27 protein-coding genes are annotated in these 23,932 nt (G+C 64.4%); 13 read left to right on the forward strand and 14 right to left on the reverse strand.

Annotated features, from left to right (window positions below; translation table 11 throughout):
* Nucleotides 1–16 precede the first annotated feature (16 nt).
* From AC1RBA_RS24245 to AC1RBA_RS24260, 4 genes are all read right to left on the reverse strand, one after another.
* Nucleotides 17–1,486: a hypothetical protein gene (locus AC1RBA_RS24245; RefSeq protein ID WP_492420020.1), complete on the reverse strand. Its 1,470-nt coding sequence runs from the start codon at nucleotides 1,484–1,486 to the stop codon at nucleotides 17–19.
* Nucleotides 1,483–2,979 carry a hypothetical protein gene (locus AC1RBA_RS24250; RefSeq protein ID WP_492420021.1) on the reverse strand — a complete coding sequence of 499 codons (1,497 nt, stop codon included), beginning with the start codon at nucleotides 2,977–2,979 and terminating at the stop codon, nucleotides 1,483–1,485. Before AC1RBA_RS24250 ends, AC1RBA_RS24245 begins: the two co-directional genes overlap by 4 nt.
* 127 nt (nucleotides 2,980–3,106) lie before the next feature.
* Entirely contained in the window at nucleotides 3,107–3,589 is a 483-nt protein-coding gene (rfaE2, locus tag AC1RBA_RS24255) for a D-glycero-beta-D-manno-heptose 1-phosphate adenylyltransferase (RefSeq protein ID WP_070222576.1), read from the reverse strand.
* A 33-nt stretch (nucleotides 3,590–3,622) separates the two neighbouring features.
* Complete coding sequence (locus AC1RBA_RS24260) at nucleotides 3,623–3,862, reverse strand: DUF3717 domain-containing protein (protein WP_070290090.1); 240 nt, start codon at nucleotides 3,860–3,862, stop codon at nucleotides 3,623–3,625.
* 134 nt (nucleotides 3,863–3,996) lie between these two features.
* Here AC1RBA_RS24260 and AC1RBA_RS24265 point away from each other — a divergent pair, with 134 nt between their 5' ends.
* The 8 genes from AC1RBA_RS24265 (at nucleotide 3,997) to AC1RBA_RS24300 (ending at nucleotide 9,107) form a co-directional block, all read left to right on the forward strand.
* A complete protein-coding gene (locus AC1RBA_RS24265; protein ID WP_070312382.1) occupies nucleotides 3,997–4,935 on the forward strand; it encodes a hydrogen peroxide-inducible genes activator in 939 nt (312 codons plus the stop codon).
* Between the two features lie 58 nt (nucleotides 4,936–4,993).
* Complete coding sequence (ubiA, locus tag AC1RBA_RS24270; RefSeq protein ID WP_121668476.1) at nucleotides 4,994–5,848, forward strand: 4-hydroxybenzoate octaprenyltransferase; 855 nt, start codon at nucleotides 4,994–4,996, stop codon at nucleotides 5,846–5,848.
* 108 nt (nucleotides 5,849–5,956) lie between these two features.
* Entirely contained in the window at nucleotides 5,957–6,313 is a 357-nt protein-coding gene (locus tag AC1RBA_RS24275) for an ElaB/YgaM/YqjD family protein (protein WP_070290084.1), read from the forward strand.
* Between the two features lie 55 nt (nucleotides 6,314–6,368).
* Entirely contained in the window at nucleotides 6,369–6,746 is a 378-nt protein-coding gene (locus AC1RBA_RS24280; protein WP_083287244.1) for a phage holin family protein, read from the forward strand.
* Nucleotides 6,743–7,090: a hypothetical protein gene (locus AC1RBA_RS24285; protein WP_492420022.1), complete on the forward strand. Its 348-nt coding sequence runs from the start codon at nucleotides 6,743–6,745 to the stop codon at nucleotides 7,088–7,090. Before AC1RBA_RS24280 ends, AC1RBA_RS24285 begins: the two co-directional genes overlap by 4 nt.
* Nucleotides 7,091–7,179: 89 nt before the next feature.
* Nucleotides 7,180–7,737 (forward strand): DUF3455 domain-containing protein, encoded by a 558-nt coding sequence (locus tag AC1RBA_RS24290; RefSeq protein ID WP_070312386.1) that lies wholly within the window; start codon nucleotides 7,180–7,182, stop codon nucleotides 7,735–7,737.
* A 90-nt stretch (nucleotides 7,738–7,827) separates the two neighbouring features.
* Nucleotides 7,828–8,394, forward strand: coding sequence for a sigma-70 family RNA polymerase sigma factor (locus tag AC1RBA_RS24295; RefSeq protein WP_492420023.1), 567 nt, complete (start codon nucleotides 7,828–7,830; stop codon nucleotides 8,392–8,394).
* Nucleotides 8,391–9,107 carry an anti-sigma factor gene (locus AC1RBA_RS24300; RefSeq protein WP_492420024.1) on the forward strand — a complete coding sequence of 239 codons (717 nt, stop codon included), beginning with the start codon at nucleotides 8,391–8,393 and terminating at the stop codon, nucleotides 9,105–9,107. Before AC1RBA_RS24295 ends, AC1RBA_RS24300 begins: the two co-directional genes overlap by 4 nt.
* A 12-nt stretch (nucleotides 9,108–9,119) precedes the next feature.
* On the opposite strand, the gene proC is transcribed toward AC1RBA_RS24300, so the two are convergent.
* On the reverse strand, nucleotides 9,120–9,950 hold the full coding sequence (gene proC / locus AC1RBA_RS24305; protein WP_492420025.1) for a pyrroline-5-carboxylate reductase: 831 nt from the start codon (nucleotides 9,948–9,950) through the stop codon (nucleotides 9,120–9,122).
* A gap of 16 nt (nucleotides 9,951–9,966) precedes the next feature.
* On the reverse strand, nucleotides 9,967–10,668 hold the full coding sequence (locus AC1RBA_RS24310; RefSeq protein WP_070290071.1) for a YggS family pyridoxal phosphate-dependent enzyme: 702 nt from the start codon (nucleotides 10,666–10,668) through the stop codon (nucleotides 9,967–9,969).
* A 70-nt stretch (nucleotides 10,669–10,738) separates the two neighbouring features.
* On the opposite strand from AC1RBA_RS24310, the gene AC1RBA_RS24315 reads away from it, so the two are divergent.
* The 4 genes from AC1RBA_RS24315 (at nucleotide 10,739) to AC1RBA_RS24330 (ending at nucleotide 15,705) form a co-directional block, all read left to right on the forward strand.
* On the forward strand, nucleotides 10,739–11,782 hold the full coding sequence (locus tag AC1RBA_RS24315; RefSeq protein ID WP_070312390.1) for a type IV pilus twitching motility protein PilT: 1,044 nt from the start codon (nucleotides 10,739–10,741) through the stop codon (nucleotides 11,780–11,782).
* 3 nt (nucleotides 11,783–11,785) lie between these two features.
* Entirely contained in the window at nucleotides 11,786–12,925 is a 1,140-nt protein-coding gene (locus tag AC1RBA_RS24320; RefSeq protein WP_492420026.1) for a PilT/PilU family type 4a pilus ATPase, read from the forward strand.
* Between the two features lies 1 nt (nucleotide 12,926).
* Entirely contained in the window at nucleotides 12,927–13,412 is a 486-nt protein-coding gene (locus AC1RBA_RS24325; protein ID WP_492420027.1) for a glutathione peroxidase, read from the forward strand.
* Between the two features lie 184 nt (nucleotides 13,413–13,596).
* Complete coding sequence (locus AC1RBA_RS24330; RefSeq protein WP_492420028.1) at nucleotides 13,597–15,705, forward strand: putative bifunctional diguanylate cyclase/phosphodiesterase; 2,109 nt, start codon at nucleotides 13,597–13,599, stop codon at nucleotides 15,703–15,705.
* Here the strand turns inward: AC1RBA_RS24330 and glcF are convergent.
* The 3 genes from glcF to AC1RBA_RS24345 are packed head-to-tail and all read right to left on the reverse strand — an operon-like array spanning nucleotide 15,698 to nucleotide 19,517.
* Nucleotides 15,698–16,933: a glycolate oxidase subunit GlcF gene (gene glcF / locus AC1RBA_RS24335; protein ID WP_070222607.1), complete on the reverse strand. Its 1,236-nt coding sequence runs from the start codon at nucleotides 16,931–16,933 to the stop codon at nucleotides 15,698–15,700. The genes AC1RBA_RS24330 and glcF overlap by 8 nt on opposite strands.
* A gap of 6 nt (nucleotides 16,934–16,939) precedes the next feature.
* Complete coding sequence (glcE, locus tag AC1RBA_RS24340) at nucleotides 16,940–18,010, reverse strand: glycolate oxidase subunit GlcE (RefSeq protein ID WP_070222608.1); 1,071 nt, start codon at nucleotides 18,008–18,010, stop codon at nucleotides 16,940–16,942.
* Nucleotides 18,011–18,026: 16 nt separating this feature from the next.
* Entirely contained in the window at nucleotides 18,027–19,517 is a 1,491-nt protein-coding gene (locus AC1RBA_RS24345; RefSeq protein WP_492420065.1) for an FAD-linked oxidase C-terminal domain-containing protein, read from the reverse strand.
* Between the two features lie 150 nt (nucleotides 19,518–19,667).
* On the opposite strand from AC1RBA_RS24345, the gene AC1RBA_RS24350 reads away from it, so the two are divergent.
* Entirely contained in the window at nucleotides 19,668–20,222 is a 555-nt protein-coding gene (locus AC1RBA_RS24350) for a cob(I)yrinic acid a,c-diamide adenosyltransferase (protein ID WP_070290065.1), read from the forward strand.
* A 62-nt stretch (nucleotides 20,223–20,284) separates the two neighbouring features.
* Here the strand turns inward: AC1RBA_RS24350 and AC1RBA_RS24355 are convergent, their stop codons facing one another.
* The 5 genes from AC1RBA_RS24355 to AC1RBA_RS24375 form a co-directional block, all read right to left on the reverse strand.
* On the reverse strand, nucleotides 20,285–20,473 hold the full coding sequence (locus AC1RBA_RS24355; protein WP_070222614.1) for a hypothetical protein: 189 nt from the start codon (nucleotides 20,471–20,473) through the stop codon (nucleotides 20,285–20,287).
* 84 nt (nucleotides 20,474–20,557) lie between these two features.
* Nucleotides 20,558–20,749: a hypothetical protein gene (locus AC1RBA_RS24360; protein ID WP_070290063.1), complete on the reverse strand. Its 192-nt coding sequence runs from the start codon at nucleotides 20,747–20,749 to the stop codon at nucleotides 20,558–20,560.
* 31 nt (nucleotides 20,750–20,780) lie between these two features.
* On the reverse strand, nucleotides 20,781–21,146 hold the full coding sequence (locus AC1RBA_RS24365; RefSeq protein ID WP_230506351.1) for a glutaredoxin family protein: 366 nt from the start codon (nucleotides 21,144–21,146) through the stop codon (nucleotides 20,781–20,783).
* 90 nt (nucleotides 21,147–21,236) lie between these two features.
* Nucleotides 21,237–21,422, reverse strand: coding sequence for a hypothetical protein (locus AC1RBA_RS24370; RefSeq protein ID WP_070290059.1), 186 nt, complete (start codon nucleotides 21,420–21,422; stop codon nucleotides 21,237–21,239).
* 269 nt (nucleotides 21,423–21,691) lie between these two features.
* The gene (locus tag AC1RBA_RS24375; protein WP_492420029.1) at nucleotides 21,692–23,785 is read right to left on the reverse strand and encodes an FUSC family protein; all 2,094 of its coding nucleotides are present in this window, start codon (nucleotides 23,783–23,785) and stop codon (nucleotides 21,692–21,694) included.
* Nucleotides 23,786–23,932 lie beyond the last annotated feature (147 nt).

Below are 23,932 nucleotides of genomic sequence, written 5' to 3' on the forward strand. Positions count from 1 at the left end.
TTTAAAGAATGGTTGCTCAGGCGAGGCTCAGGGTATGGCCTTCGGCCACGCGCACGACGGCCGGCTTGCCCAGGCCACGCTTGAGTTCGCCGATGTCGCGGCCGTCATCGTCGCGGATCTGCACGCTTTTGAATGGTTTGAGCAGCACTTGCCGCTGCACACCGTCGGCCATCACCTTGTAGCGCGTGGCGCGCGTGCCAAGCAAACCCAGCGCCAGCAAGCCCAGCACGAGCGCCAGCACGCCGCCGAGGATCACCAGCACGGGCAAGAGCGGATACTGTATGCGCACCAGCAAAGGGATCGTCGCCTGCGACGCGCGCACGCTGTCGGGCGGCGTGAACATGTCAGAGATCGGATCGCCGGGAAACAGTTCCTGCAAATCCTTGCCAAAACTGGACGCCAGCGCCAGCCGCTGTTCCGACAGGCCCACCTGCGCCTGCATGGGCAGCAACACCTGCTTGCCCATGGCGGCCATCGCCTGCGCCGACCACGGCGACGGAATCTGCGCCATCGGCAACGCAAACTGCACCTGCACGGACTGGCTGGCACCCGGCTGCAGCTGCCGGATTTGATCTGGCGCAACGTGCAGCGGCGCGTTCTGGCCTGCCAGGCTGGCGTGCACCCTGGCGCTGTCGATCACGTACGGGAAAAACATGTTTTGCAGCGACGCCTGCAGCACCACTTGCGGCACCAGGTTCGCCGCATCGACGTCGAGCACGATGGTGCGCCCGTCGCGGCCCAGGCTGGCGTGCACATTGGCGCTGTTCTTGACGGACTGGGGCACGATGCGCACGGCATCCTGGTCCACCGGTTTCAGCCGCGCGGGCGGACGCGTCAGCACTTGCGACAGCCGCCCCTCGGCCAGGATGCGGCTCAAAGCCTCGGACGCGGGCTGGCCATACGCGAGCGCATACACCATCAAGCCCTTGGCGCTGTACAGCTTGCCCTGCACGGGCATGCGCAGCGGAAACACCACCGTCTTGGTGATCGACGGTTCCAGATGCAGCAAGCGGTAAAAATCGCGGTTGCGCTCGGCCGTCTGGCTGTCGTTGTTCGGGCTGTTCTTGTTATTCGTAAAGATCCACACGATGCCGGACGCGGACTGGAACGGGCCCGTGATGGTCTTGGTCACGGCTTCCTGAAAATCCGTGTCGGCCAGCGCGCCGCCGGCGCTCTTGCGCGCCAGGCCGAGATGGGCCAGCTGGCCCGCCACGCCGGCGCCGCCCTGCCCTTGCCCGATCAGCGCTGGCGACACATTGCTGCCGCTGCTCTGGCTGAAGGCCAGGGTGTAGACCTTGTCGGACGGGTTTGTAGCGGCCTGCGCCACGGCGCCCACCAGGGCTTTCAGCTGCGAATGCTCATCCGTGTAGAACGGCTCCATCCAGCCCGAGTTTTGCACCAGAAACGCTTGCTGGATGCCGGCCGCATGCGCGGCGGCGGCGCTGAAAAACGCGGCGCAAGCCACGGTCAGTAAGCGCGCCTTCATGCCTGCAAGGCCCAGCCATCGATGCGCGACAGCAGCGGGTGGTAGGCCCACAGCATGCCTTCATGCACAAACAGGCGCACGCGCCACGGCTCGCTGACGGCGAACGTGTGAAATACGGTTTCGCGCAACTCGTCGTCCTGCACCAGCTGGGCCGCCAGGCGCTCGCTCGAGCGCAGCACGCTCGACAGGCCGGCGCTGGTGGCGAACTTGACGCCAAAGACGCTGCTGCCCCCGCCCGATTCCAGCAAGGGCATGACGGCCTGGTTCTTGCCGCCATCGTCGCCGTGTTCCGGTTCTTCCCACGGCGCCGTTTTCAGCTTGGCGGCGAAGCGGTAATTGAAGCTGCCCGAGCACAGGCGCGGCGCCAGCGCGTCGGCCCGCTCGGATTGCGCGCCCAGTTTCACGTAGACATAGGTGCCGCGGCTGCGCTCGAAGCACAGCTGCCACAGGCCGCCATCGCGCGACACGTACGGGCTGCCGAATTCGAAATGCGGCACCAGCCCTTCGGGCCAGGGCGTAAACGAAGCGGCCACGTTGCCGTCCGGCTGCAGCTGCAGCCGGAGTTGGCCGTTGGCGCAGGGCCACACGGCCATGCGGTTGTAGGCCACGGGGGCGCTGACGGTGCCCAGGTCGACCACGCCGTCGAGCAGCACGTCGCTGCCCGGTTTTTGTTGCGCATCAAGGTTGACGAAGCGGATGCGGCCATCGTTGTCGCGCAGCGGTGCCCACAGGCGGTTCTGGAACCAGACGGGCGCGGCCACGCACGGCGCGCCGCCCACGTGCTCGACCACGTAGGTCAGCGAAGGCACGTCGGGACGGATGCAGGCCAGGCCATGGCTGGTCGGCAAGACCAGCACGCTATTGAATTCCGGCACCAGCTCGGCGCGCCAGGCGCCGTGGGCCAGGTCCGATTCGGCCAGCAAGCTGCCATAGTCGGGGTCCAGCGCCAGCCAGCGTTTCGAGGCGGGCAGCCAGGCGTGCAGGACGGCCTTGCGCGGGTCGAGCGCCAGCAGCGCGGGCGCGCTGGTTCCGAACGGGGCGGAAAAGAATTCGTATTCGCCGGGCGGCGGCATGGGCAGCGAAGCATCGGCTTGCGCATGCTCTTCGCGCGCACGCTGGTCAGCCAGCTTCAGCGGTACGCTGGCCTGGCGCAAGCCGGCCGGACCGGCCGGCGGCACATCGCTGACAGGATGCGCGCCGAAAGGAGGAACCCAAGGCGCCCCCCCGGACGGCGTGGCGGCCGCCTCGGGCGGCACTTGCAAGGCCGCGCCCGAGGCGGGGTCGAACGCAAATTCGGGCGGAAACTGCCGCACGGGCGCGCCGGCCGCCGCGGGCAGGCGCCGCGCCAGCATCAGCTTGCCGATATCGGCCTGGCTCACCAAGGGCGAGACATTCTGGCCGTCCGCGCTGCGCTGCATGCTCCACGCGCCCGCGTCATCGACGTACCAGGCGCCGGAGGGCAGTGGCCAATCCCCAGAAGTTTTATGATCCATGTATTTTCTATGACAAGCAATGCATATCAGACGGTGTAACGTGCTGGGGCTGTCGAAACGAAGTCGCAGCCCTGGCAGTTCTCATAGTAACGTCTTTTTATCTGTATGGAAACATTGACGACGGTCCTCAGCCCTGCTGCGTCCGCACTTTCGTCAACAGCTTGGTGGTCGAGCGGTCGTGCGCGAAATCGATGGCCACGGCCTGGCCGCCATACGCCAGCACGGCGCGTCCTTCGGGGATGGCCGCCATGTCGTAATCGCCGCCCTTGGCATAGATTTCCGGTTCGATCTCCTGCACCACTTCCAGGGCGCTGTCTTCCGAGAACGGCACGACCAGGCTCACCGCTTCCAACGCGGCCAGCACGGCCATGCGGTCTTCGCAGCTGTTCAGGGGACGGTCGTCGCCCTTGCCCAGGCGTTTCACTGATGCATCAGTATTCACGGCAACGATCAGCGAAGCGCCCAGCGCGCGCGCCTGCGCCAAATACGTCACGTGGCCGCGGTGCAAAATGTCGAACACGCCGTTCGTCACGACCACCGGTTTCGGCAGGGCCGCGGCGCGGGCGCGCAGTTCGTCACGGCCGCACAGTTTGTTTTCAAATTCAGGCATGGATATCTCTTGTTGGGTTAAATACGGTCACACTCAGGCGTGGCTATCGCCTTGGATGCCGCCGGCATCGCGGCGCCAGGCATCGATCAAGGCCAGAATGGCAGGATCCAGGCCCTCTTCGGCGATGCGATCTTGCCGGTAATAAATCATCAGCGCATACACGCCGGCCAGGCGGCTGACGGGTGGCGACAGCGCATATTCATTGCCGCGCGCCGGTTGCCGGGCACGCCAGTAATTGATCGCCGCTTCCAGCGCCTGCATCCGCAATTCCATCGCCCCCTCCTTCCGCCGCCCGCTCCCGCATTATAGGGGGCGATCCGCTACAATACGCCATCGGCGCCACAGTTTCACGTTTGCGCCACCTTTCATTCATTGCAAGTAAGTACTTCCTGTGTTTCAATCAACCTATGACACTGACTGAACTGAAATATATCGTTGCAGTCGCGCGAGCGAAGCACTTCGGCCACGCCGCCGAAGCCTGTTTCGTTGCCCAACCCACCCTGTCAGTGGCCATCAAGAAACTCGAAGACGAATTGGGCGTGGTCCTGTTCGAACGGGGCGGCGCGGAAATCTCCGTCACGCCCCTGGGCGCGCAGATCATCGCGCAAGCCGAGCGCGTGCTGGAACAGACGGCCGCCATCAAGGAACTCGCCAAGCAGAACAAGGACCCGCTGGCCGGCCCCCTGCGCCTGGGCGTGATCTATACGATCGGCCCCTACCTGCTGCCGCCGCTGGTCAAGGCCATGATAGACCAGGTACCGCAGATGCCTTTGATTTTGCAGGAAAACTTCACGGTTCGCCTGCTCGAATTGCTGCGCCAGGGCGAACTGGACGTGGCCATCATGGCGCTGCCCCTGCCCGATCACGGCATGGCCATGCAGGAACTGTATGACGAACCGTTCGTCGTGGCCATGCCGCGCCAGCATCCGTGGACGGCGCGTGAAAAAATCGCCGCACAGGATTTGAAATCGGAAACCATGCTGTTGCTGGGCAATGGCCACTGTTTCCGCGACCAGGTGCTGGAAGTGTGCCCCGAAATGGCGCGCTTTTCCTCGCCCGGGAACGGCATGCAGCGCACGTTTGAAGGTTCCTCACTGGAAACCATCCGCCACATGGTGGCCAGCGGCATCGGCCTGACGGTCTTGCCGCGCGCCTCGGTCGCCAATATGCACGCCACCGACGGCATGCTCGAATACCGGCCCTTCGCCACCCCCGTGCCATCGCGCCGGGTAGTGATGCTGTGGCGCAAGAGTTTTACGCGCAAGGCGGCCATCGACGCCCTGTGCGCGGCCATCGCCGGCTGCAACTTGCCTGGCATCACCCCCTTGTGCGAAGACGACGAATAGTACATTTGCATACTATTTGCGATAATCGACCTTTCTCTTCAACAAGATCGAGTCTTCCATGAACAAGCTGGCGCTGTATTTCCGCCTGATACGGCTGGACAAGCCTATCGGTACCGTATTGCTGCTGTGGCCTACCCTGTGCGCGCTGTGGCTGGCGCAGCAAGGCGTGCCGGACTGGCGGCTGCTGCTCATCTTCACTCTCGGCACTTTCCTGATGCGCTCGGCAGGCTGCGCCATCAACGACTACGCCGACCAGGATATCGACAAATTCGTCAAGCGCACGGCGGACCGTCCCATCACCAGCGGACGCATCAGCGGCAAGGAAGCGCTGGCCGTGGCCAGCGTGCTGACCGTGCTGGCCTTTTGCCTGATCCTGCCCCTGAATGCGCTGACCAAGCAACTGTCCGTGGCGGCCGTCATCATCGCCGGCACCTATCCCTACTTCAAGCGCTTCTTTGCGATTCCGCAAGCGTATCTGGGCATCGCCTTCGGCTTCGGCATTCCCATGGGCTTTGCCGCCATCACGGATTCCGTGCCCGTCGTCGCCTGGCTGCTGCTGCTGGGGAATGTCTTCTGGGCCGTGGCCTACGATACGGAATATGCGATGGTCGACCGCGACGACGACTTGAAAATCGGCATCAAGACCTCGGCCATCACCTTCGGCCGCTACGACGTGGCCATCGTCATGTTCTGCTATGCCGTTTTCCTGCTGCTGTGGCTGGCATGCGGCTGGTATCTGGGCTTGCGTTACTGGTTCGTCGCGGGCTTGCTGGTGGCGGCCGGCTGCGCCGTTTATCACTACACCCTGATCCGCGCACGCGAGCGTATGCCGTGTTTTGCGGCATTCCGGCATAATAACTGGCTAGGAGCAGCGGTCTTTGCGGGCGTGGTACTGGACATTGCTTTCCGTTAAGCAATGATCTTTGCGCCGCGGCAGCCCTTGAGGCGGCGCAAGACAGGCCTGGCCGCAGCTGCCTACACTGGTATTTCACTGTGCAGTTTCACTTCCATGAGGTAATACATGAACTCGATACATACCGGCAAATCCAGCAGCGACAGCATCCTCGCCGACGCCGACAAGGCCCGCGACAAACTGGTCGGCGACCTGAAAAACGTCATCAATGAAGCGGAAGGCTGGCTCGATGGCGCCAAGGATCAGACTGGCGAGAATGTCAAAGCCGTCAAGGACAAGTTCATCGCCACCCTGGAAACGGCCAAGAAAGACTTGATCAAGCTGGAAGAAGACTTGCTCGAACGTACCAAGAAGGCGGCCAAGGCCACCGACGAATACGTGCAGGACAATCCATGGAAAGCTGTCGGTGCGGGCGCCGTCGTGGGCGTGCTGTTCGGCCTGCTGCTTTCCTCGTCACGCCGCTAGTAGTACCGGCGGCGCAGGCCGCCTCCCCTGACGCGAAAGGCAGCATATGGCTATCATGCACCATGTCGCCCAAGTCGCAGCGACCCTCGCCGCCATCGTCCAGACCCGTCTGGCCCTGGCGGCCGTGGAAATGGAAGAAGAGTCGCTGCGCTTCCTGTCCTATCTGGCGCTGGCCATGCTGGCGCTGCTGTGCCTGTTCGTCGGCCTCGTCTTGATCGTATTCCTCGTCATCGTGCTGTTCTGGGATACGCACCGCATCGCCGCCATCGCCATCACGGCCGCCGTCTTCATCGTCGCCGCCGTCGCCACCCTGCTGGGCGTGCGCGCCAGTTTCCGCAGCAAGCCGAAACTGCTGTCCTTCACACTTTCCGAACTGAACAAAGACCTGGACGAGCTGCAACTACTGGCCCGCCGGGGATCGGAGCGGCCATGACCACGCATCCCACCAAACTGTCGCATGTGCATACGGCCGCCAGCCTGGCGCAGCGGCGCGACGCGCTGCTGGCCGAATGCGCGCTGCAGCGCCTGGCCCTGGGCGTGCAGACACGCCAATTGCTGGAACCTTTAACGGGCGGCAATCTGCGCCACACCCTGGCCACGCGTTTTAAAATTCCCCTGATGGTGGGCGGCGCCGTGCTGGGCTTGCTGCTGGTGCGCCCGAGCCGCTTCCTGCCGCTGCTGCGGGCCAGCGGCGCGCTGCTCAAGCACGCCACCACCGCCATGCCCGTCGTGCTGGCGCTGGCGCAGCGCTTCAGCAAGAAAGACACGCCGCCATAAAATATTTTTGCCTGGCTGCATCCAAATGGCCGGCCCCTGCGTAGTAATGGTATCAACCAGCCGGTTGAGCCAACTACCAGGAGCTTGCCATGCATGCCACCACCGCCCCACGCCATACCGCCCCCTCGCTCACCGTCCTGTGCGCCGCCCTGCTCGTGGCTGCCTGCGCACCGATGAGCGCACGCTACTCGCAGGAACAATTGCCGAACGCCGTCAAGGTGCCCGATGGCCATCAGGTCGCCATGCAGACGGTGGGCGTGGGCAAGATCGCCTACGAATGCAAGGCGAAGAAAGACATGACGGGGCATGAATGGGTCTTCGTGGGACCGGACGCGGCCCTGAACGACCGCAGCGGCATGCAAGTGGGCACGTATGTGGGCCCGCCCGCCACCTGGGCCAACCTGGACGGCTCGAAAGTGACGGCGACGCAAGTGGCCGTGGCACCGGCCGGCGCGGGCAATATCCCGTATCAGCTGGTGAAAGCCAATCCGGCCACGGGCAGCGGCGCCATGCAGGGCGTCAGCTACATCCAGCGCGTGGCCACCAGCGGCGGCGTGGCGCCAAGCAGCCCCTGCGGCATGGAGTCCGTCGGTGCCAAACAATGGGTGCCCTACCAGGCCGACTACATCTTCTGGAAATCGGCATAAATCCTTTCAAGCGACGGTTGGCAAGCGGGTTTCTGACCTATACTCGGCCTTGAAAACTTGCTAACCGTTCAGTCAACGATTGCGCCGACCTTGCCAGCCCACGCCGCCCCTTACGATTACGATGCCGCCCTGCGCGCCTGCGCCAGGGGCGAGCAGCAGGCATTGCATGGCCTGTACCAGCAGGAAAGCCGCTATCTGCTGGGCGTGGCCCTGCGCATCGTGCGCCAGCGGGCCTTGGCCGAAGATGTGCTGCACGATGCCTTCCTGAACATCTGGCGCCGCGCCGGCAGCTTCGACGCCACGCGCGGCAGCGGCAAGGGCTGGATCTATGTGGTGGTGCGGCACCAGGCGCTGAACGTGGCGCGCGCCCGCGCCCATGAAGTATCGGCCGACGAGGATACCGTGGAAACCCTGCTGCATGAACGCGAAGGCCACGATGCCGACGCCACCTCGGACGCCTACGCCCTGCAGGCGAACATGGGCAAGCTGCACGATTGCCTGGGCCACCTGGACGAACCCAAGCGCAACAGCATCCTGTACGCCTACGTCGATGGCTGTTCCCATAGCGAAATCGCGCAGCGCCTGCAAGCGCCGCTGGGCACCGTCAAGGCCTGGGTCAAGCGGGGCCTGGCCGCCTTGCGGGAGTGCATGGGATGATCAACAGCGACGAGGAATGGCAAAGGCTGGCCGGCGAATACGTGCTGGGCACTTTGGACCTGGCCGAACGGGCGGCAGTGGAGCAGCGTTTGCCGCTTGACGCCGCCTTGCGCGACGCCGTGGCCGACTGGGAACGGCGTCTGCTGCCCTTGACGACTTTGGCGCCGCCCGAAACGCCCTCGGCGCAACTGTGGCCGCGCATCAGCGCCAGCCTGTTCATGCCGAACACCGTGCGGCAGGCGGGCGGCTGGCAAGCGTGGTGGAACAGCCTGGCCTTCTGGAGAGTGCTGGCCGGCGGCGGCTTGCTGGCCACGGCCGCGCTGGCCGTGCTGGTCACTACGCAATTGCAAGCTCCCAGCGGGCCCGGCTACCTTGTGGTGCTGGTGGCGCCGCAAGATAAATCGCCGGGCTGGATCGTGCAGGCGGGCGGACGCGGCGGCAAGAACCGCGACCTGAGCCTGATCCCGCTGGGGCCGACCACGGTGCCGCAGCAGAAAGCCCTGCAATTCTGGACCAAGGGCAAGGACTGGGGCGCGCCCGTCTCGCTGGGCCTCGTCAAGCCGGGGCAAAGCGTCAAATTGACCCTGGATAAGCTGCCGCCGCTGCAGCCCGAGCAATTGTTTGAAATCACCTTGGAGCCGGAGACGGGTTCGCCCACGGGCAGACCGACGGGGCCGGTGCTCTACATCGGCCGCGCCGTCAAGGTCATGTAATTACCTGTCCACTTATTTGCCCAGCTCGTCCCCCATCTCGCGCCCGCGCTGCGCGGCCGCCTTGATGCCCTTGACGATGGCCGCCTTCACGCCGCTCTCTTCCATGCTGGTCAAGGCCGCATAGGTCGTGCCGCCTTTCGACGTGACGCGCTCGCGCAACAGCGACACGGGCTCGCTGGAATTCGCCGCCAGCTGCGCCGCGCCCGTAAACGTGGCAATGGCCAGCTGCGTGCCCTGCTCGGGCGTCAGGCCCAGTTCGGCCGCTGCCTGCTGCATCGCTTCGATAAAGTAAAACACATAGGCGGGACCGCTGCCGGAGACGGCCGTCACAGGATCGATCTTCGCTTCGTCGTCGAGCCAGACGGTCTGGCCGACGGCGCGCAGGATGGCGTCGGCCGTCTTTTTCTGTTCGTCGCTCACGCCGCTGCTGGCCACCATGCCCGTGATGCCCATGCCGATCAGGGCCGGCGTGTTCGGCATGCAGCGCACGATGGCGGAATAATCGCCGAGCCAGCGCGACAGGTCGGCGGCGCGGATGCCGGCCGCGATCGACAGGACCAATGGCGCGCTTTCCCCGTCGAGGAAGGGCAGCAGCTGCGCCGCCACGTCGCGCATGCTTTGCGGCTTGACGGCCAGCACGATCACGTCCACGCCGCGCAACGCGTCACTGGCGGACGTCGCCGTCGTGACGCCGAATTGCGCCTGCAGTTTTTCCAGCGCCGGCGCGTGCGGGTCGATCACGTGGATGTTGCCGCCCAGGGTCAGCTTGCCCGCCAGGCCGGCGATCAGGGCCGCGGCCATGTTGCCGCCGCCTACAAATGCGATATTCAATTCTGTCGTCATGCTTGTTCTCTCTTCATCAGGAATAGTTGCGGGAACCGAAGATGGCGCTGCCCACGCGCACGATAGTGGCGCCCTCGAGCACGGCGGCGCGCAAGTCGGCCGACATGCCCATCGACAGGGTGTCGAGCGCCAGTCCGTCCGCCTGCAATTGTTCGTACAGCGCGCGCAATTGCGCGAACGCACGGCGCTGGAGCGTGACATCCGTTTCCGGCTCGGGAATTGCCATCAGGCCGCGCAAACGCAAGCGGGGCAGCAGCGCCACGGCATGCGCCAGCGCCGGCAAGTCAGCCGGCGTTACGCCGCTCTTGCTGGCTTCGCCGCTGATATTGACTTGCAGACAGATATTCAGGTCAGGCAAGCCGGCCGGCCGTTGCTCGGACAGGCGCGCGGCGATCTTTTCCCGTTCCACCGTATGCACCCAGTCGAAGTGCTCGGCGATGGGGCGCGTCTTGTTGCTCTGGATGGGGCCGATGAAATGCCATGCCGGGACGTGCTGCGGCGAGGCCTCCTTCACAAAGGCGATCTTGTCGAGCGCTTCCTGCAGATAGTTTTCGCCAAACGCCATCTGGCCCGCGCGCATGGCGTCCAGCACGGCGTCCGCGCCGAATGTTTTTGATACGGCCAGCAGGGTCACGTCGGCAGGCGCGCGCTGCGCCTCCACGGCTGCCTGCGCAATACTGTCGCGCACGGCTTGCAAGTTCTGTTCGATTGTGGACATAATCATTTTCTAGTGTATAGGGGCGGCGGCACAGTGCGCCAGCCCATCAATGCAGGCACAGGGATTATAAATGGACATCTCCGAACTTCTCGCTTTCTCCGTCAGCAACAAGGCTTCCGACCTGCACCTGTCTTCCGGCCTGCCGCCGATGATACGGGTCAATGGCGACGTGCGCCGCCTCAACGTGGCGCCGCTCGAGCACAAGGAAGTGCACAGCATGATCTACGACATCATGAACGACAGCCAGCGCAAGGCGTATGAAGAGGCGCTCGAGTGCGATTTCTCGTTCGAAATTCCCGGCCTGGCCCGCTTCCGCGTCAACGCCTACAACCAGGAACGCGGCGCCTCGGCCGTGCTGCGCACGATTCCGTCGAAAGTCCTGACCCTGGAAGACCTGAACGCGCCGCGCATCTTCGGCGAACTGGCCATGCGCCCGCGGGGCCTCGTGCTGGTGACGGGCCCGACGGGTTCGGGCAAGTCCACCACCCTGGCAGCGATGGTGAACCACGTCAACGAACGGCTGAATCACCATATTCTGACCATCGAAGACCCGATCGAATTCGTGCATGAGCCGAAAAAATGCCTGATCAACCAGCGCGAGGTAGGCTCGCACACGCATTCGTTCAGCAATGCGCTGCGCTCGGCCCTGCGCGAAGACCCGGACGTCATTCTGGTGGGCGAATTGCGCGACCTGGAAACCATCCGCCTGGCGCTGACGGCGGCCGAAACGGGCCATCTGGTGTTCGGCACCCTGCATACCTCGTCGGCGGCGAAATCGATCGACCGCATCATCGACGTCTTCCCCGCCGAGGAAAAGGAAATGGTGCGCGCCATGCTGTCCGAGTCCTTGCAAGCCGTCATTTCGCAGAACTTGCTCAAAACCAAGGACGGCGCTGGGCGCGTGGCCGCGCATGAAATCATGCTGGCCACGCCGGCCGTGCGCAACCTGATCCGCGAAGCGAAAGTGGCGCAAATGTATTCGGCCATCCAGACGGGCAGCAACGTGGGCATGCAGACGCTGGACCAGTGCCTGTCCGACCTCGTGCGGCGCGGCACGATCTCGGCGGAAACTGCCCGCTCGGCCGCCAAGTCGCCCGAAAACTTCCCCGGATAAGCCATGCAGACGACGCACGAACACTATGGCGCCATGCACGCGCTGCTGGCGCAGATGCGCGCCCGGGGCGGCTCCGACCTGTTCATCACGGCCGGCTTTCCGCCCGCCATCAAGCTCGACGGCAAGCTGACGCCGCTGGCGGGCGGCGCGCTGGCCGCGCAGCAGGCGGCCGGCTACGTGCGCGCCGTCATGAACGAACGCCAGGCGGCCGAGTTCGCATCGAGCCGCGAAGCCAATTTCGCCATCAGCCCGGACGGTCTGGGGCGTTTCCGCGTGTCCGCCTTCGTGCAGATGGGCCAGGCAGGCATGGTCTTGCGATTGATCAATACCGCCATCCCCACCCTGGATGGCCTGGGCCTGCCCGCCATCCTGCAAGACATCGTGATGAGCAAGCGGGGCCTCGTCATCATGGTGGGCGCCACGGGCTGCGGCAAGTCGACCACCCTGGCCGCCATGGTGGGCCACCGCAACGCACACAGCCATGGCCACATCATCACCATCGAAGACCCCGTGGAATTCATCCATCCGCACGGCAACTGCATCGTCACCCAGCGCGAAGTGGGCGTCGACACGGACGACTGGGCCACGGCCCTGAAAAACACCTTGCGCCAGGCGCCCGACGTGATCCAGATCGGCGAAATACGCGACCGCGACACCATGGACCACGCCATCGCATTTGCCGAGACGGGCCATCTGTGCCTGGCCACCCTGCACGCGAACAACGCCAACCAGGCGCTGGACCGCATCATCAATTTCTTCCCGGAAGAGCGTCGCCAGCAACTGCTGATGGATCTGTCGCTGAATTTAAAAGGCATGATTTCGCAGCGTTTGATCCCCAACAAGGAAGGCGGCGGGCGCAAGGCGGCGCTGGAAATCCTGCTCAATTCGCCGCTGATGAGCGACCTGATCTTCAAGGGTCAGGTGCACGAGATCAAGGAATTGATGAAAAAATCGCGCGAGCATGGCATGCAGACGTTCGACCAGGCCCTGTTCGACCTGCACGAAGCGGGCGCCATCAGCCATGAAGACGCGCTGCGCAATGCGGACTCCGTCAACGACCTGCGCCTGGCGATCAAACTCAAGGGCGCCACGGCGCCGGAACCCGCCCCGCAAACGGGCGCCACCAAACTGGGACTCCTCTGACATGACCAGCATCCACGATTTCCAGGCCGAGGCGCTGGACGGCACGCCGATCGACCTGGCCCGCTACAAGGGCAAGGTAATGCTGATCGTCAACACGGCCAGCGCCTGCGGCTTCACGCCGCAATACCAGGGGCTCGAGGCGCTGTACCGCGCATTCCACGAGCAGGGCCTGGTCGTGCTGGGCTTTCCCTGCAACCAATTCCGCCAGCAGGAACCGGGCTCGAATGGGGAAATCAAAGCCTTTTGCGAAAAGAACTTCGGCGTCACCTTTCCCCTGTTTGCCAAGATCGATGTGAATGGCCCGCATACGCACCCTGTCTTTGCGCAATTAAAACAGGCGGCGCCCGGCATATTGGGCACGCAGTCGATCAAATGGAATTTCACCAAGTTTTTGGTGCGCAAGGATGGCAGCGTATTTCGCCGCTACGCGACGGCCAGCAAACCGGCCAGCCTGGCGGACGACATTCGGCAATTGCTACAGGAATAGCCATTCGACGGTTTGATTAAAAACAATAATTGCTCAAATCAATGAATCCGTGTTTATTTCATGCTTGATATCAATATTGTGTTTCCAATAGCAAATTTCAGTGATAATGTTTGCATAATTATTCGCAGATATCGATCAAAAAACGATGCCAGTCTTTGGGAAAATATTATCTTCATGGATGCGGATGGGAATTTATTCCCGCCTCTTTCTTCCTATTTTCTTCCTGATACTCGCCGTTTCCGCCGTTCGCTATCACGCCCTGCTCGGCACGGAAACGGCGCTGGCCAATGCGCGCTACCAGAGCGATGCGCGACAACTCGACCTGTTCCTCGCCAATAGCGTGCTGCCGCTGGCCGTGCACGCGGACAGTCACGCGATGCACGACAGCGTGCGCCAGGTACTGCGCAGCGCCCTGCCGCTGAACCGCAGCCTCGTTTCTGCCCGCTGGGACACGGCTGGCGGGCATGTCGAGGTGCTGGCCGACAGCAAGCTTGGCGACACACTGGCCACGGTGCCGGCGTGGTTCGCGCGCCTGGCGGGTATCAATGCCATCCGCAGCCGCCTGACGGTGGCGCTGCCGGACGGCGGCGACGGCATCCTCGACCTGCACTACACGCCCGGCCTGCCCCTGGCGCAGGTGTGGCAGCGGGTGCGCGAGCAGGCCATCCTCAGCAGCATCAATATCGTGCTCGTCTTCCTGCTGCTGGGCTTGATCCTGGCCACGCACCGCAAGCTGCTGGCGCGCTTCGTGCAGGCGACCGACCGCTTCCGCGAAGGCAACTTCGCCGTGCGCCTGGCAGCCGGCGCCACGCCCGAGGCGCAAGCCGTGTCGCAGTCGTTCAACGGCATGGCCGGCGATATCGAAGAACTGTTGACCTCACTCAAGACCAGCCAGCGCCAGCTGGGCGAACAGCTGAATGAAACCGTGCACATGCAACAGGCGCTGCAAAAGCTGTCCTGGCAAAACTACAATGATGTGCTGACGGGCCTGCCCAACCGTGCCGCGCTGGCCGCCCGCTTCGAACAGGAACTGTTCCTCGCGCGCGAACGCCAGCGCCTGCTGGCCGTCTGCCTGTTCGACCTCGATCACTTTCAGGCCATCAACGACCGCTACGGCGCCGAGGCTGGCGATGAAATCCTCAAGCAGGTAGCGGGCCGCCTGCACGGCTTTACGGGCCAGGTCCACTATGCGGCGCGCCTGGGCGGCGATGAATTCGTCATGCTGCTGTGCGGCCAGGCCAGCATCGCCAGCATCGAACAGAACGTCACGCAACTGATGACTGAGCTGAGCCGTCCCTACCAGTGCGACCAGCAGGCGCTGCACATGACGGCCAGCGCCGGCATCGCCGTCTACGCGGGCAAGGACCTGAATACGGAAAGCCTGCTGCGCCACGCCGACCACGCCGTCTACCAGGCGAAATTGACGGGGCGCAACCAGTACCACTTCTTCGACACCAACCTCGACGAGGAAGTACGCACCCACCACAACCAGCGCACGGAAGTGCGCCACGCCCTGATCAACGGCGAACTGCGGTTGTACTACCAGCCCAAGGTGAATATGCGCGCCGGCACGGTGGTGGGCATGGAAGCGCTGCTGCGCTGGCAACATCCACGCCGCGGCGTGCTGGCGCCGGCGCAATTCCTGCCGCTGGTGGAACAGACGGATTTGATCATCGATATCGGCGAATGGGTGCTGCGCCAGGCCCTGTGGCAGATGCAGCGCTGGAGCGCGACCGGCAAGCACTGGGTGGTCAGCGTGAACATCGCGGCGCGCCACTTCCAGCAACCGGACTTCGTCTCGCGCCTGGAAACCATCCTCGGCGAATTTCCCGGCGTGCGCGCCAGCATGCTGGAACTGGAAATCCTCGAATCGTCGGCCCTGCACGACATCGAGGACGTGCGCCGCATCATCCGCGCCTGCCAGGCGCTGGGCATCACGTTCGCGCTCGACGATTTCGGCACCGGCTATTCGTCGATGTCCTACCTGAAACGCCTGCCGGCCAATATCGTCAAGATCGACCAGAGCTTCGTGCGCAATATGCTCAACGACCGCGACGACCTGCACCTGGTGCGCGCCGTCATCGGCCTGGCCCGTTCCTTCAGCTTGACGGTGATCGCCGAAGGCGTGGAAAGCGTCGAGCATGGCGCGCGCCTGATCCAGCTCGGCTGCGACCTGGCGCAAGGCTACGGCATCGCCCGCCCCATGCCGGCCGACGCCGTGCTGGAGTGGGCGAACACGTTCATCCCCGCCCCGCAATGGCGCATCGCGCAGTACAGCGAAATACCTATTTAGGCGTCAAGGCCGAATCAATCAGCTCGATCCAGTGCCGCACGGGCGTCTGCGTGCCGGACTGCAAATGGCTCAGGCAGCCGATATTGGCCGACACGATCATCTCCGGCTCGCACGCTTCCAGGTTCGCCACCTTGTTGTCGCGCAGCTGCTGCGACAGTTCCGGCTGCAGGATCGAATACGTGCCGGCCGAACCGCAGCATAAATGGCTGTCCGCGCACAGGCGCACGTCGACGCCGACGGCGCGCAGCACCTGCTCCACCTTGCCGCGGATCTGCTGGCCGTGCTGCAGGGTGCACGGCGGGTGGTACGCCACCTTTTTCACTATGCGCCCCTTCAGCAGCGCCGCCAGCTCGTTTTCAAAGGCCGGCATGATCTCGGACAGATCGCGCGTCAGTTCAGCGATGCGCCGCGCCTTCTGCGCATACTGCGCATCGTGCGCCAGCAGATGGCCGTATTCCTTCACCGTGGCGCCGCAGCCGGACGCCGTCATGACGATGGCTTCGGCGCTGTCCATGCCGTTGACATAGGGCCACCAGGCGTCGATATTGCGGCGCATGTCGTCCAGCGCCGCGTCCTGGTCGTTCAGGTGATGGCGCAGCGCGCCGCAGCAGCCCGCCTTCGGCGCGACGATCAGCTGTACCCCGAGCGCATCGAGCACGCGCGCCGTGGCCGCATTGATGTTCGGCGACATGGCCGGCTGCACGCAGCCGTCGAGCAGCAACATGGTGCGCGCGTGCCGGCGCACCGGCCATGCACCGGCTGCGGCGCCTGGCCGCAATTTGTCCTGCAAGCTTTTCGAGAGCAGCGGGCGCAGCGCCTGCCCCGCCTTGTACACGGGCGTAAACAGCCAGCGGCGCGGCAAGGCTTCCTTCAGGGCGAAGCGCAGCGCGCGTTCGCGCAAGGGGCGCTGTACGCGCTGCTCGACGACGTTACGGCCGATGTCGACCAGGCGCCCGTACTGCACGCCCGAAGGACAGGTCGACTCGCAGTTGCGGCAGGTCAGACAGCGGTCCAGGTGCGTCTGCGTCTTGGCCGTGACGGGCGCGCCTTCCAAGACCTGCTTGATCAGGTAGATGCGCCCGCGCGGGCCATCGAGTTCGTCGCCCAGCAGCTGGTAGGTGGGACAGGTGGCCGTGCAAAAGCCGCAATGCACGCAGGCGCGCAGGATGGCTTCGGCTTCGTCGCCTGCCGGCGTGTTCTTGATGAAATCGGCGAGATTGGTTTGCATGCGCGCTCAATACATTCTGTGCGGGTTGAAGATGCCAGCCGGGTCGAAAGCCTGCCGCAGGCGCTGGTGGATTTTTTCAACGGCCGGCGCCAGCGGATGGAATACGCCCACGGCCTTGTCGCCGCCGCGGAACAGGGTGGCGTGGCCGCCAAGCGCGGCCACTGCCCGGCGGATGTCTAGCGCCCCGGCCGCATCGGCGTCGGCGTCGAGCTTGAGCCAGCGCTGCGCCCCGCCCCACTCGATCAACTGGCGCCCCTTGACGATCACGGCGCTGGCGTGCGGCGGCAGCGACAGCCGCCACAAGCTGCCCGCGCCCGCAAAGAAGGCGTGCGTCTGCTCGCGCACGGACATCCAGAAGGCGGCCGCGTCATCGGGCGCCAGCACCTCGCCGCCCAGCGCATGCAACGCCGCCGACACGGCCGCCTCGGCGCCGGACAGGCGTACGCTCAAGACGCCATCGTGCCAGCAGCTGGCCGATATCGGCAGCGGTTGACCAGCCCATTCATTGAGCAGGCGCAAGGCGGCGATTTCCGCACACGCCACGCGCAAGGTCGCTTCGCGCAGCGGCAGGGGCAGCACCTTCAGCGACACTTCCAGGATCAGGCCCAGCGTGCCCATGGACCCCGCCAGCAGGCGCGAGACATCGTAGCCGGCCACGTTTTTCATGACCTGCCCGCCAAAGGCCAGGCGTTCGCCATGGCCATCCATCAGCACGGCGCCCAGCACGAAGTCACGCAAGGCGCCCGCGCTGGCCCGGCGCGGCCCGGACAAGGCGCTGGCGACGACGCCACCCAGCGTGGCGCCAGCGCCGAAATGGGGCGGCTCGAAAGCCAGCATCTGGTTGCGCGCGGCCAGCGCCGCCTCGATCTCGGCGAGCGGCGTGCCGCAGCGGGCCGTGATCACCAGCTCCGTCGGTTCATAATCGATGATGCCCGCATACGCGCGCGTGTCGAGCACCTCGCCATCGAGCTGCTGGCCATACCAGTCTTTCGTGCCGCCGCCGCGCAGGAGCAAGGGCTTGCCCGCCGCGCTGGACGCCAGAATCTGCTGCCTGAATTGTTCCGCTATCGCTTGCAATGGGGTCTCCGGAAAATTAAAAACGGGGCAGGTTGGCGAACGGCAGGCGTCCCGCCGTCACATGCATCTTGCCGAATTCGGCGCAGCGGTTCAAGGTGGGAATCGCCTTGTCCGGGTTCAGCAAGGTGTGGGGGTCGAAGGCGCGCTTGACGGCAAAGAAGGCATCAAGTTCGGCGCGCGTAAATTGCACGCACATGGAATTGATCTTTTCCATGCCCACGCCATGTTCGCCCGTGATGGTGCCGCCCACGGCCACGCACAGGGCCAGGATGTCCGCGCCAAACGCCTCGGCGCGCTCGAATTCGCCGGGCATGTTGGCGTCGAACAGGATCAGCGGGTGCAGATTGCCGTCGCCCGCGTGGAACACGTTGGCGCAGCGCAAGCCATGCGTCGTTTCCATGGCGGCGATGCCCGTCAGCACTTCCGCCAGGCGCTTGCGCGGGATGGTGCCGTCCATGCAGTAGTAGTCGGGCGAGATGCGTCCCGCGGCGGGAAACGCGTTCTTGCGGCCGGACCAGAATTTCATGCGCTCCGCTTCCGACTGCGAGACGGCAATGGCGCTGGCGCCCGCCCCTTCCAGCACGGCCGTCATGCGGGCGATTTCCTCTTCCACTTCCTCGTGCGTGCCGTCCGCTTCGCACAGCAAAATGGCCGCCGCGTCGGTGTCGTAGCCGGCCTTGACGAACGGTTCGACCATGCGCGACGAGGTCTGGTCCATCATTTCCAGGCCGGCCGGGATGATGCCGGCGGCAATCACATTGGCCACGGCATTGCCGCCCGTGACGACGTCGCCGAACGAGGCCATGATGACCCGCGCCGTCGCCGGCTTCGGTATCAGCTTGACCGTCACTTCCGTGACGATGCCCAGCATGCCTTCGGAGCCGATGAAGACGGCCAGCAGGTCCAGGCCGGGCGAATCGAGGCATTCGCCGCCCAGTTCCAGCACGTCGCCGTCGATGGTGACGACGCGCACGCGCAGCACATTGTGCACGGTCAGGCCGTATTTGAGGCAATGCACGCCGCCCGAGTTTTCCGCCACGTTGCCGCCGATGCTGCAGGCGATCTGCGACGACGGGTCGGGCGCGTAATACAGCGCGTGGGGAGCCGCCGCTTCGGAAATGGCCAGGTTGCGCACGCCCGGCTGCACCACGGCCGTGCGCGCATACGCGTCGAGGCGCACGATGCGGTTCAGGCGCGCCGTCGACAGCACCACGCCGTCGGCGATGGGCAAGGCGCCGCCCGACAATCCCGTGCCGGCGCCGCGCGGCACGATCGGCACCTTCAATTCCCGGCAGACGCCGAGGATGGCGATGACCTGTTCTTCCGTGTCGGGCAGGGTCACCACCATCGGCAGCTGGCGGTAGGCGGCCAGGCCGTCGCATTCGTACGGGCGCGTGTCTTCAGCGTCGGACAGCACGCAGCGGGCCGGCAGCACGGCCAGCAGGGCCGCGACGACGGCTTGCTGGCGCGCGGCGGTCAATCCGGATTCAGGGGCGGCATTGAGCATAAGATGGATGGCAAGAGGCATGGGCGTGCAACGATTGTAAGCACAAAAGTGGCGCGCACCGCATTTTTTGTCCGATTTGCCTGCAAATCCGGCGCCGGGCGGCGCACAGTGTCGTATGCTGCCCCCATTCTTCTTTACAGGATCAGCATCATGGGCAACCGACTTTCGAAAATCGCCACGCGCACGGGCGACAATGGCAGCACCGGCCTGGGCGACGGCAGCCGCACCAGCAAGGACAGCGCCCGCATCCACGCCATGGGCGACGTGGACGAACTCAATTCCAACATCGGCTTGCTGCTGTGCGAAGCCATGCCCGACGCCTTGCGCGAGGAGCTGGTGGCCATCCAGCACGACCTGTTCGACCTGGGCGGAGAAATTTGCATCCCCGGCTACCAGCTGATCAAGGAAGAGCACGTGCTGCGCCTCGACGACCTGCTGGCGAAATACAATGCGGACTTGCCGGCCCTCTCCGAATTCATCCTGCCGGCCGGCTCGCGCGCCGCCTCGCTCGCGCACGTGTGCCGCACCGTCTGCCGCCGCGCCGAGCGCAGCATCGTCGCCCTGGCCAATGCGGAGCCCCTGCACGAACATCCGCGCCAGTACGTGAACCGATTGTCGGACCTGCTGTTCGTGCTGTCGCGCGTGCTCAACCGCTTTGCCGGCGGCAGCGACGTGCTGTGGCGGCATGACCGCACGCGGGGCTAAATAAAAAACGGCGATGCAGTTTGACAAGCATCGCCGTGTTGCATCAAGCTGACAGGCGCTTGCTAGCCGCAGGCCTGCAGACACGCCTTATTGACACGCACGCATGAAGGCACACTGAACTCCATGACACAGGCGTCGAGCGCCATATAGCACTCGGATTGGCATTCCGATATGTCGGCGGTACTGCTGGCCATCGCATACGAGGCGCTGACGCCCATGGCAAACAAAAAGAAACCCAGTTTTTTGAACATAAGCACTCCTGTTGAATTGTGAGACGATGAGCAACATCCATGGCGCGCCGTCCCTTACGCGTCATCCATAAGTGCTTCCGCGCGTCAGTTATGCGGCGGGCGCAGGCATTCCTTCTGGCAAGCCTGATAATTTTCCATGCAGGCCGGCTGGCCGAATTCCACGCAATCGAGCAAGTTGCGCTCGCAGACAAAGGTGCAGTCAGGGCCGCCAGCCTGGACACTGAAAGACAGGGCGGCGCCGGCGGCAAACAGGAAAGCGGCAATCTTTTTGAACATGGTCAGCCTTTCAAGTTAACAAGTGGGAACGTCAGATTTTCTTCAGCGCCGCTTCCAGCGCGCCCGCATTAAAACCCTGGATCTTGCGGTTGCCGATCAGCACAACAGGCACGCCGCCGCCGCCAAGTTCCGCATGGGCTTTTTTCGCTTCCGGTGATTTCTCGATATCGAGATCGACGAATTCGATCTTGTTTTCCTTGAAGTACGCGCGCGTCTTGGCGCAGTAGCCGCACCAGTCCGTACCGTACAAGACCACTTTCGCCTGGGCGTTAGGGAAATACGCCGCGTAATTGCCCTCGGTGTAATTCGACTTGAACAAGCCCGGCAACAAGGACAGGCCATAACCGCTGCCCAGGCCAGCAGCGAGGATCAGGCCATACATGGCGATGGTTTTCATTTTTTTCTGCATCATAGGTATCAGAGACGTAGATGATCGAGGGCGGCCGGCGCAGCATGCGCTTGCCCGCCGCCTGGCAATGCACGGAAATCAGGAAGCGATGTCGCAGACCCTCAGGCAGGCTTTGTAACTGCCGATGCAAAATGGGGATCTGTCGCCATTTTGCATCGTGCATTCCCGCAGCTCTTCCTCGCAGGTAGAGCAGCCGATATCGGAAGCCATGGCATAGGAAGCGCTCAATCCCAGGGTGAAAATAAATGCTGCAATCTTTTTCATTTACTACTCTCCATGTGAGCGATTGCCTCAGGCAATCGCGGCAGACCAGTCGTAAGAAATGTCATCTTTGCTTGCTACGAAAACGAATATAGACCGCACTTATTTTAGAGTCAACGTTTCATTTCGATAAATTTCCAGTTTGGAAAATATACCGGCAAAGCGCATGGAATGTGGAATTTGGAGAGATTGGGAGGCGTCAAACGTCTATACAATATCGGCGCCGTAAGCAGGAGAGGCCGGTTGCGGGCGCAGCCGGCCGGCGGCTATATTCAGGCCGGCACAGGCAGGCTCATGGGCTGCGCATGCACATGTTCGCGCAATAATCCCCGCAGCAGCTGCACCTGGGCCACCGCGTCGGCTTGCAGGGCCGTCAAGCCCTCGGCAACGCAGGGGCCAGGCGCGCCGGCATCGGCGTCACCGCGCAGCAGCGCATCGATTTCCCCGCTGACCTCGGCGATCCAGCGTTGCAATTCGGGCGGCGCCGGCTCGGCCTGCGGGCTCAGACTGATGCGCGCCGTGCTGCCCGCCACGCGGCGCAGCAGCGGCAAGGTGCGCAGCGCTGCCAGGCCCACGCCGCTGCTGCGGTCGAGGCGGCGCTCGATGCGCAAGCGCTGCAAGACCTGTTCCGCGTTATTGCTGGCCAACCCCGCCTCGCGGCGCAGGCGCGCGATGGCGCTATCCCATTTGCCACCGGCCGCCAGCACGGCCAGCAGGTATTTCAGGTTGGCCGACACGGCTTTCGCCAGACGCTGGTCCAGGTCGTCCGCCTCGCGGTCCGGCCACAGGAAGAACGTGGCCAGCAGGGCCAACACGCAGCCGAGCACGTTGTTGCCCAGGCGGCTCATCGCATACACCATCTCGCTGGCCGGCGCCGCATAGTCGGCCACCAGCACGAAGGCGGGCGTCATGAACAGCACGTGCAGGCTGTAGCTGACGCGGCGCAAGGCCATCGTGGCGACAATCAGGGGAAACACCACCAGCGAGATGCCCAGCGGCGTGTAGATGACGAGGCCGATCAGCACGGCCAGCACGGCGCCCAGCACGCTGCCCGCCACGCGTTCGATGCCGCGCGGCCAGGTGGTGGACACCGACGGCTGCAATATCAATAAGGTGGCCATGGTGGCCCAGTAGCCGAACGGAATATGCAGCGCCTCGACCAGCAGGAAGCCGGCCGTCGTCGCCAGTGACACGCGCGCCGCGTGGCGCCAGCTCAGCGACTGCGGCGTGGCGTTGACTTTCGCCGTTTGCCACGCCTGCCCCAGCGCCAGGAAGGCCGCCTCGCGCCACGGCAGCTGCGTCGCGCGCGGCAAGCCCAGCTCCATGAATTCCACGTTCAGGCGCAAGGGCAGCAAGGCGCCCAGCGCCGCTTCCAGGCGCCGTCCGCAGCCGGCCAGGCGGCGCTGCAATTCCAGGGGCGGCGTTTCCGGCTGGCGCTGCACGGCTTGCCCGAGGCGGCGCAGCAGCACGGCCATCACTTCCAGGCTGCGCCGCGCGCGCGGGTCCTGGCGCAGCCGGTGCTGCTCGCGCTCGCACGTATGCGTGACGGCGATCAGATAGGCGAAGATGCGCTCGGCGTCGCTGAGCGCCAGCAGCAGATTGTCGTACAGGGCGCTGCGGCCCGCGCGCGCGGGCGGCACGGCGGCCAGCGCCACCCGTGCCGCTTCCAGCGCGGCGCGCGCCTGCGAACGGTAGCTGGCGCCATGCGCGGCCGCGTCCGGCAATGCGGGGCCCAGTTGCAGGAAGCGCGCATTGTCGCGCGCGATGCCGGCCAGGCGCGAATACGCGGCGCGGATGGCGCGCCTGCTCGGGCCGAACGGATGGATGCGCCAGACCGTAAAACTGAGCACGGTGGCGAACAGGCAGCCGAACATGTACAGCCCCAGGAAAGGCGCCGTCTGCGTCATCGATTGCAATGGATGCGTGACCATCACCACGCAGGCCGTGGCCGCCAGGATGGCCACCTGCGCCGTGGCCGCGCCCCAGATGCGCGCCAGCGCGCCGGCCCAGGAAAACAGCAGCACGGCGATGGCCGCCGTCACCAAGCCATGGCCGGCCGCCAGCGCCGTCAGGCCGCCGGCCACGGTCGACAGCAGGCCGAAACCCACCATCGACACGAAACGCATGCGCCGCGTACCGGCCGCGTCGGCCAGGCAGGTCCAGAAGGCGCCGATGGCGGCCCAGGAAAAATCGGGATGGTCGAACAGCAAGCCCAAGAGCAGCATGGCGCTCGAGGCGCAAGCGGCCCGCAAGCCTTCGGACAAGTTCGTTTCGTCGATGGCCAGGCTGACCATCCACAGGGGACGGCGCTGCGCCAGGGTGTCGGTATAGGCGTGCATGCCCGTCAGCCAGCGGCTTGCCAGCATGCGCGAACGGCGGTGGAGTTTCCTGAAATGCAAGATCGGCTTTGAAAGGGGTATCAAAGCGTCATCGTAGCATTCCCGGACGAAAAATGTTGCAGTGCAGCGTAAAAACCCCGCAGGCGCAAAAAAAGCGGCACCGCAGTGCCGCTT

This window comes from Janthinobacterium sp. GW823-FHT03B06 (assembly GCF_058796955.1).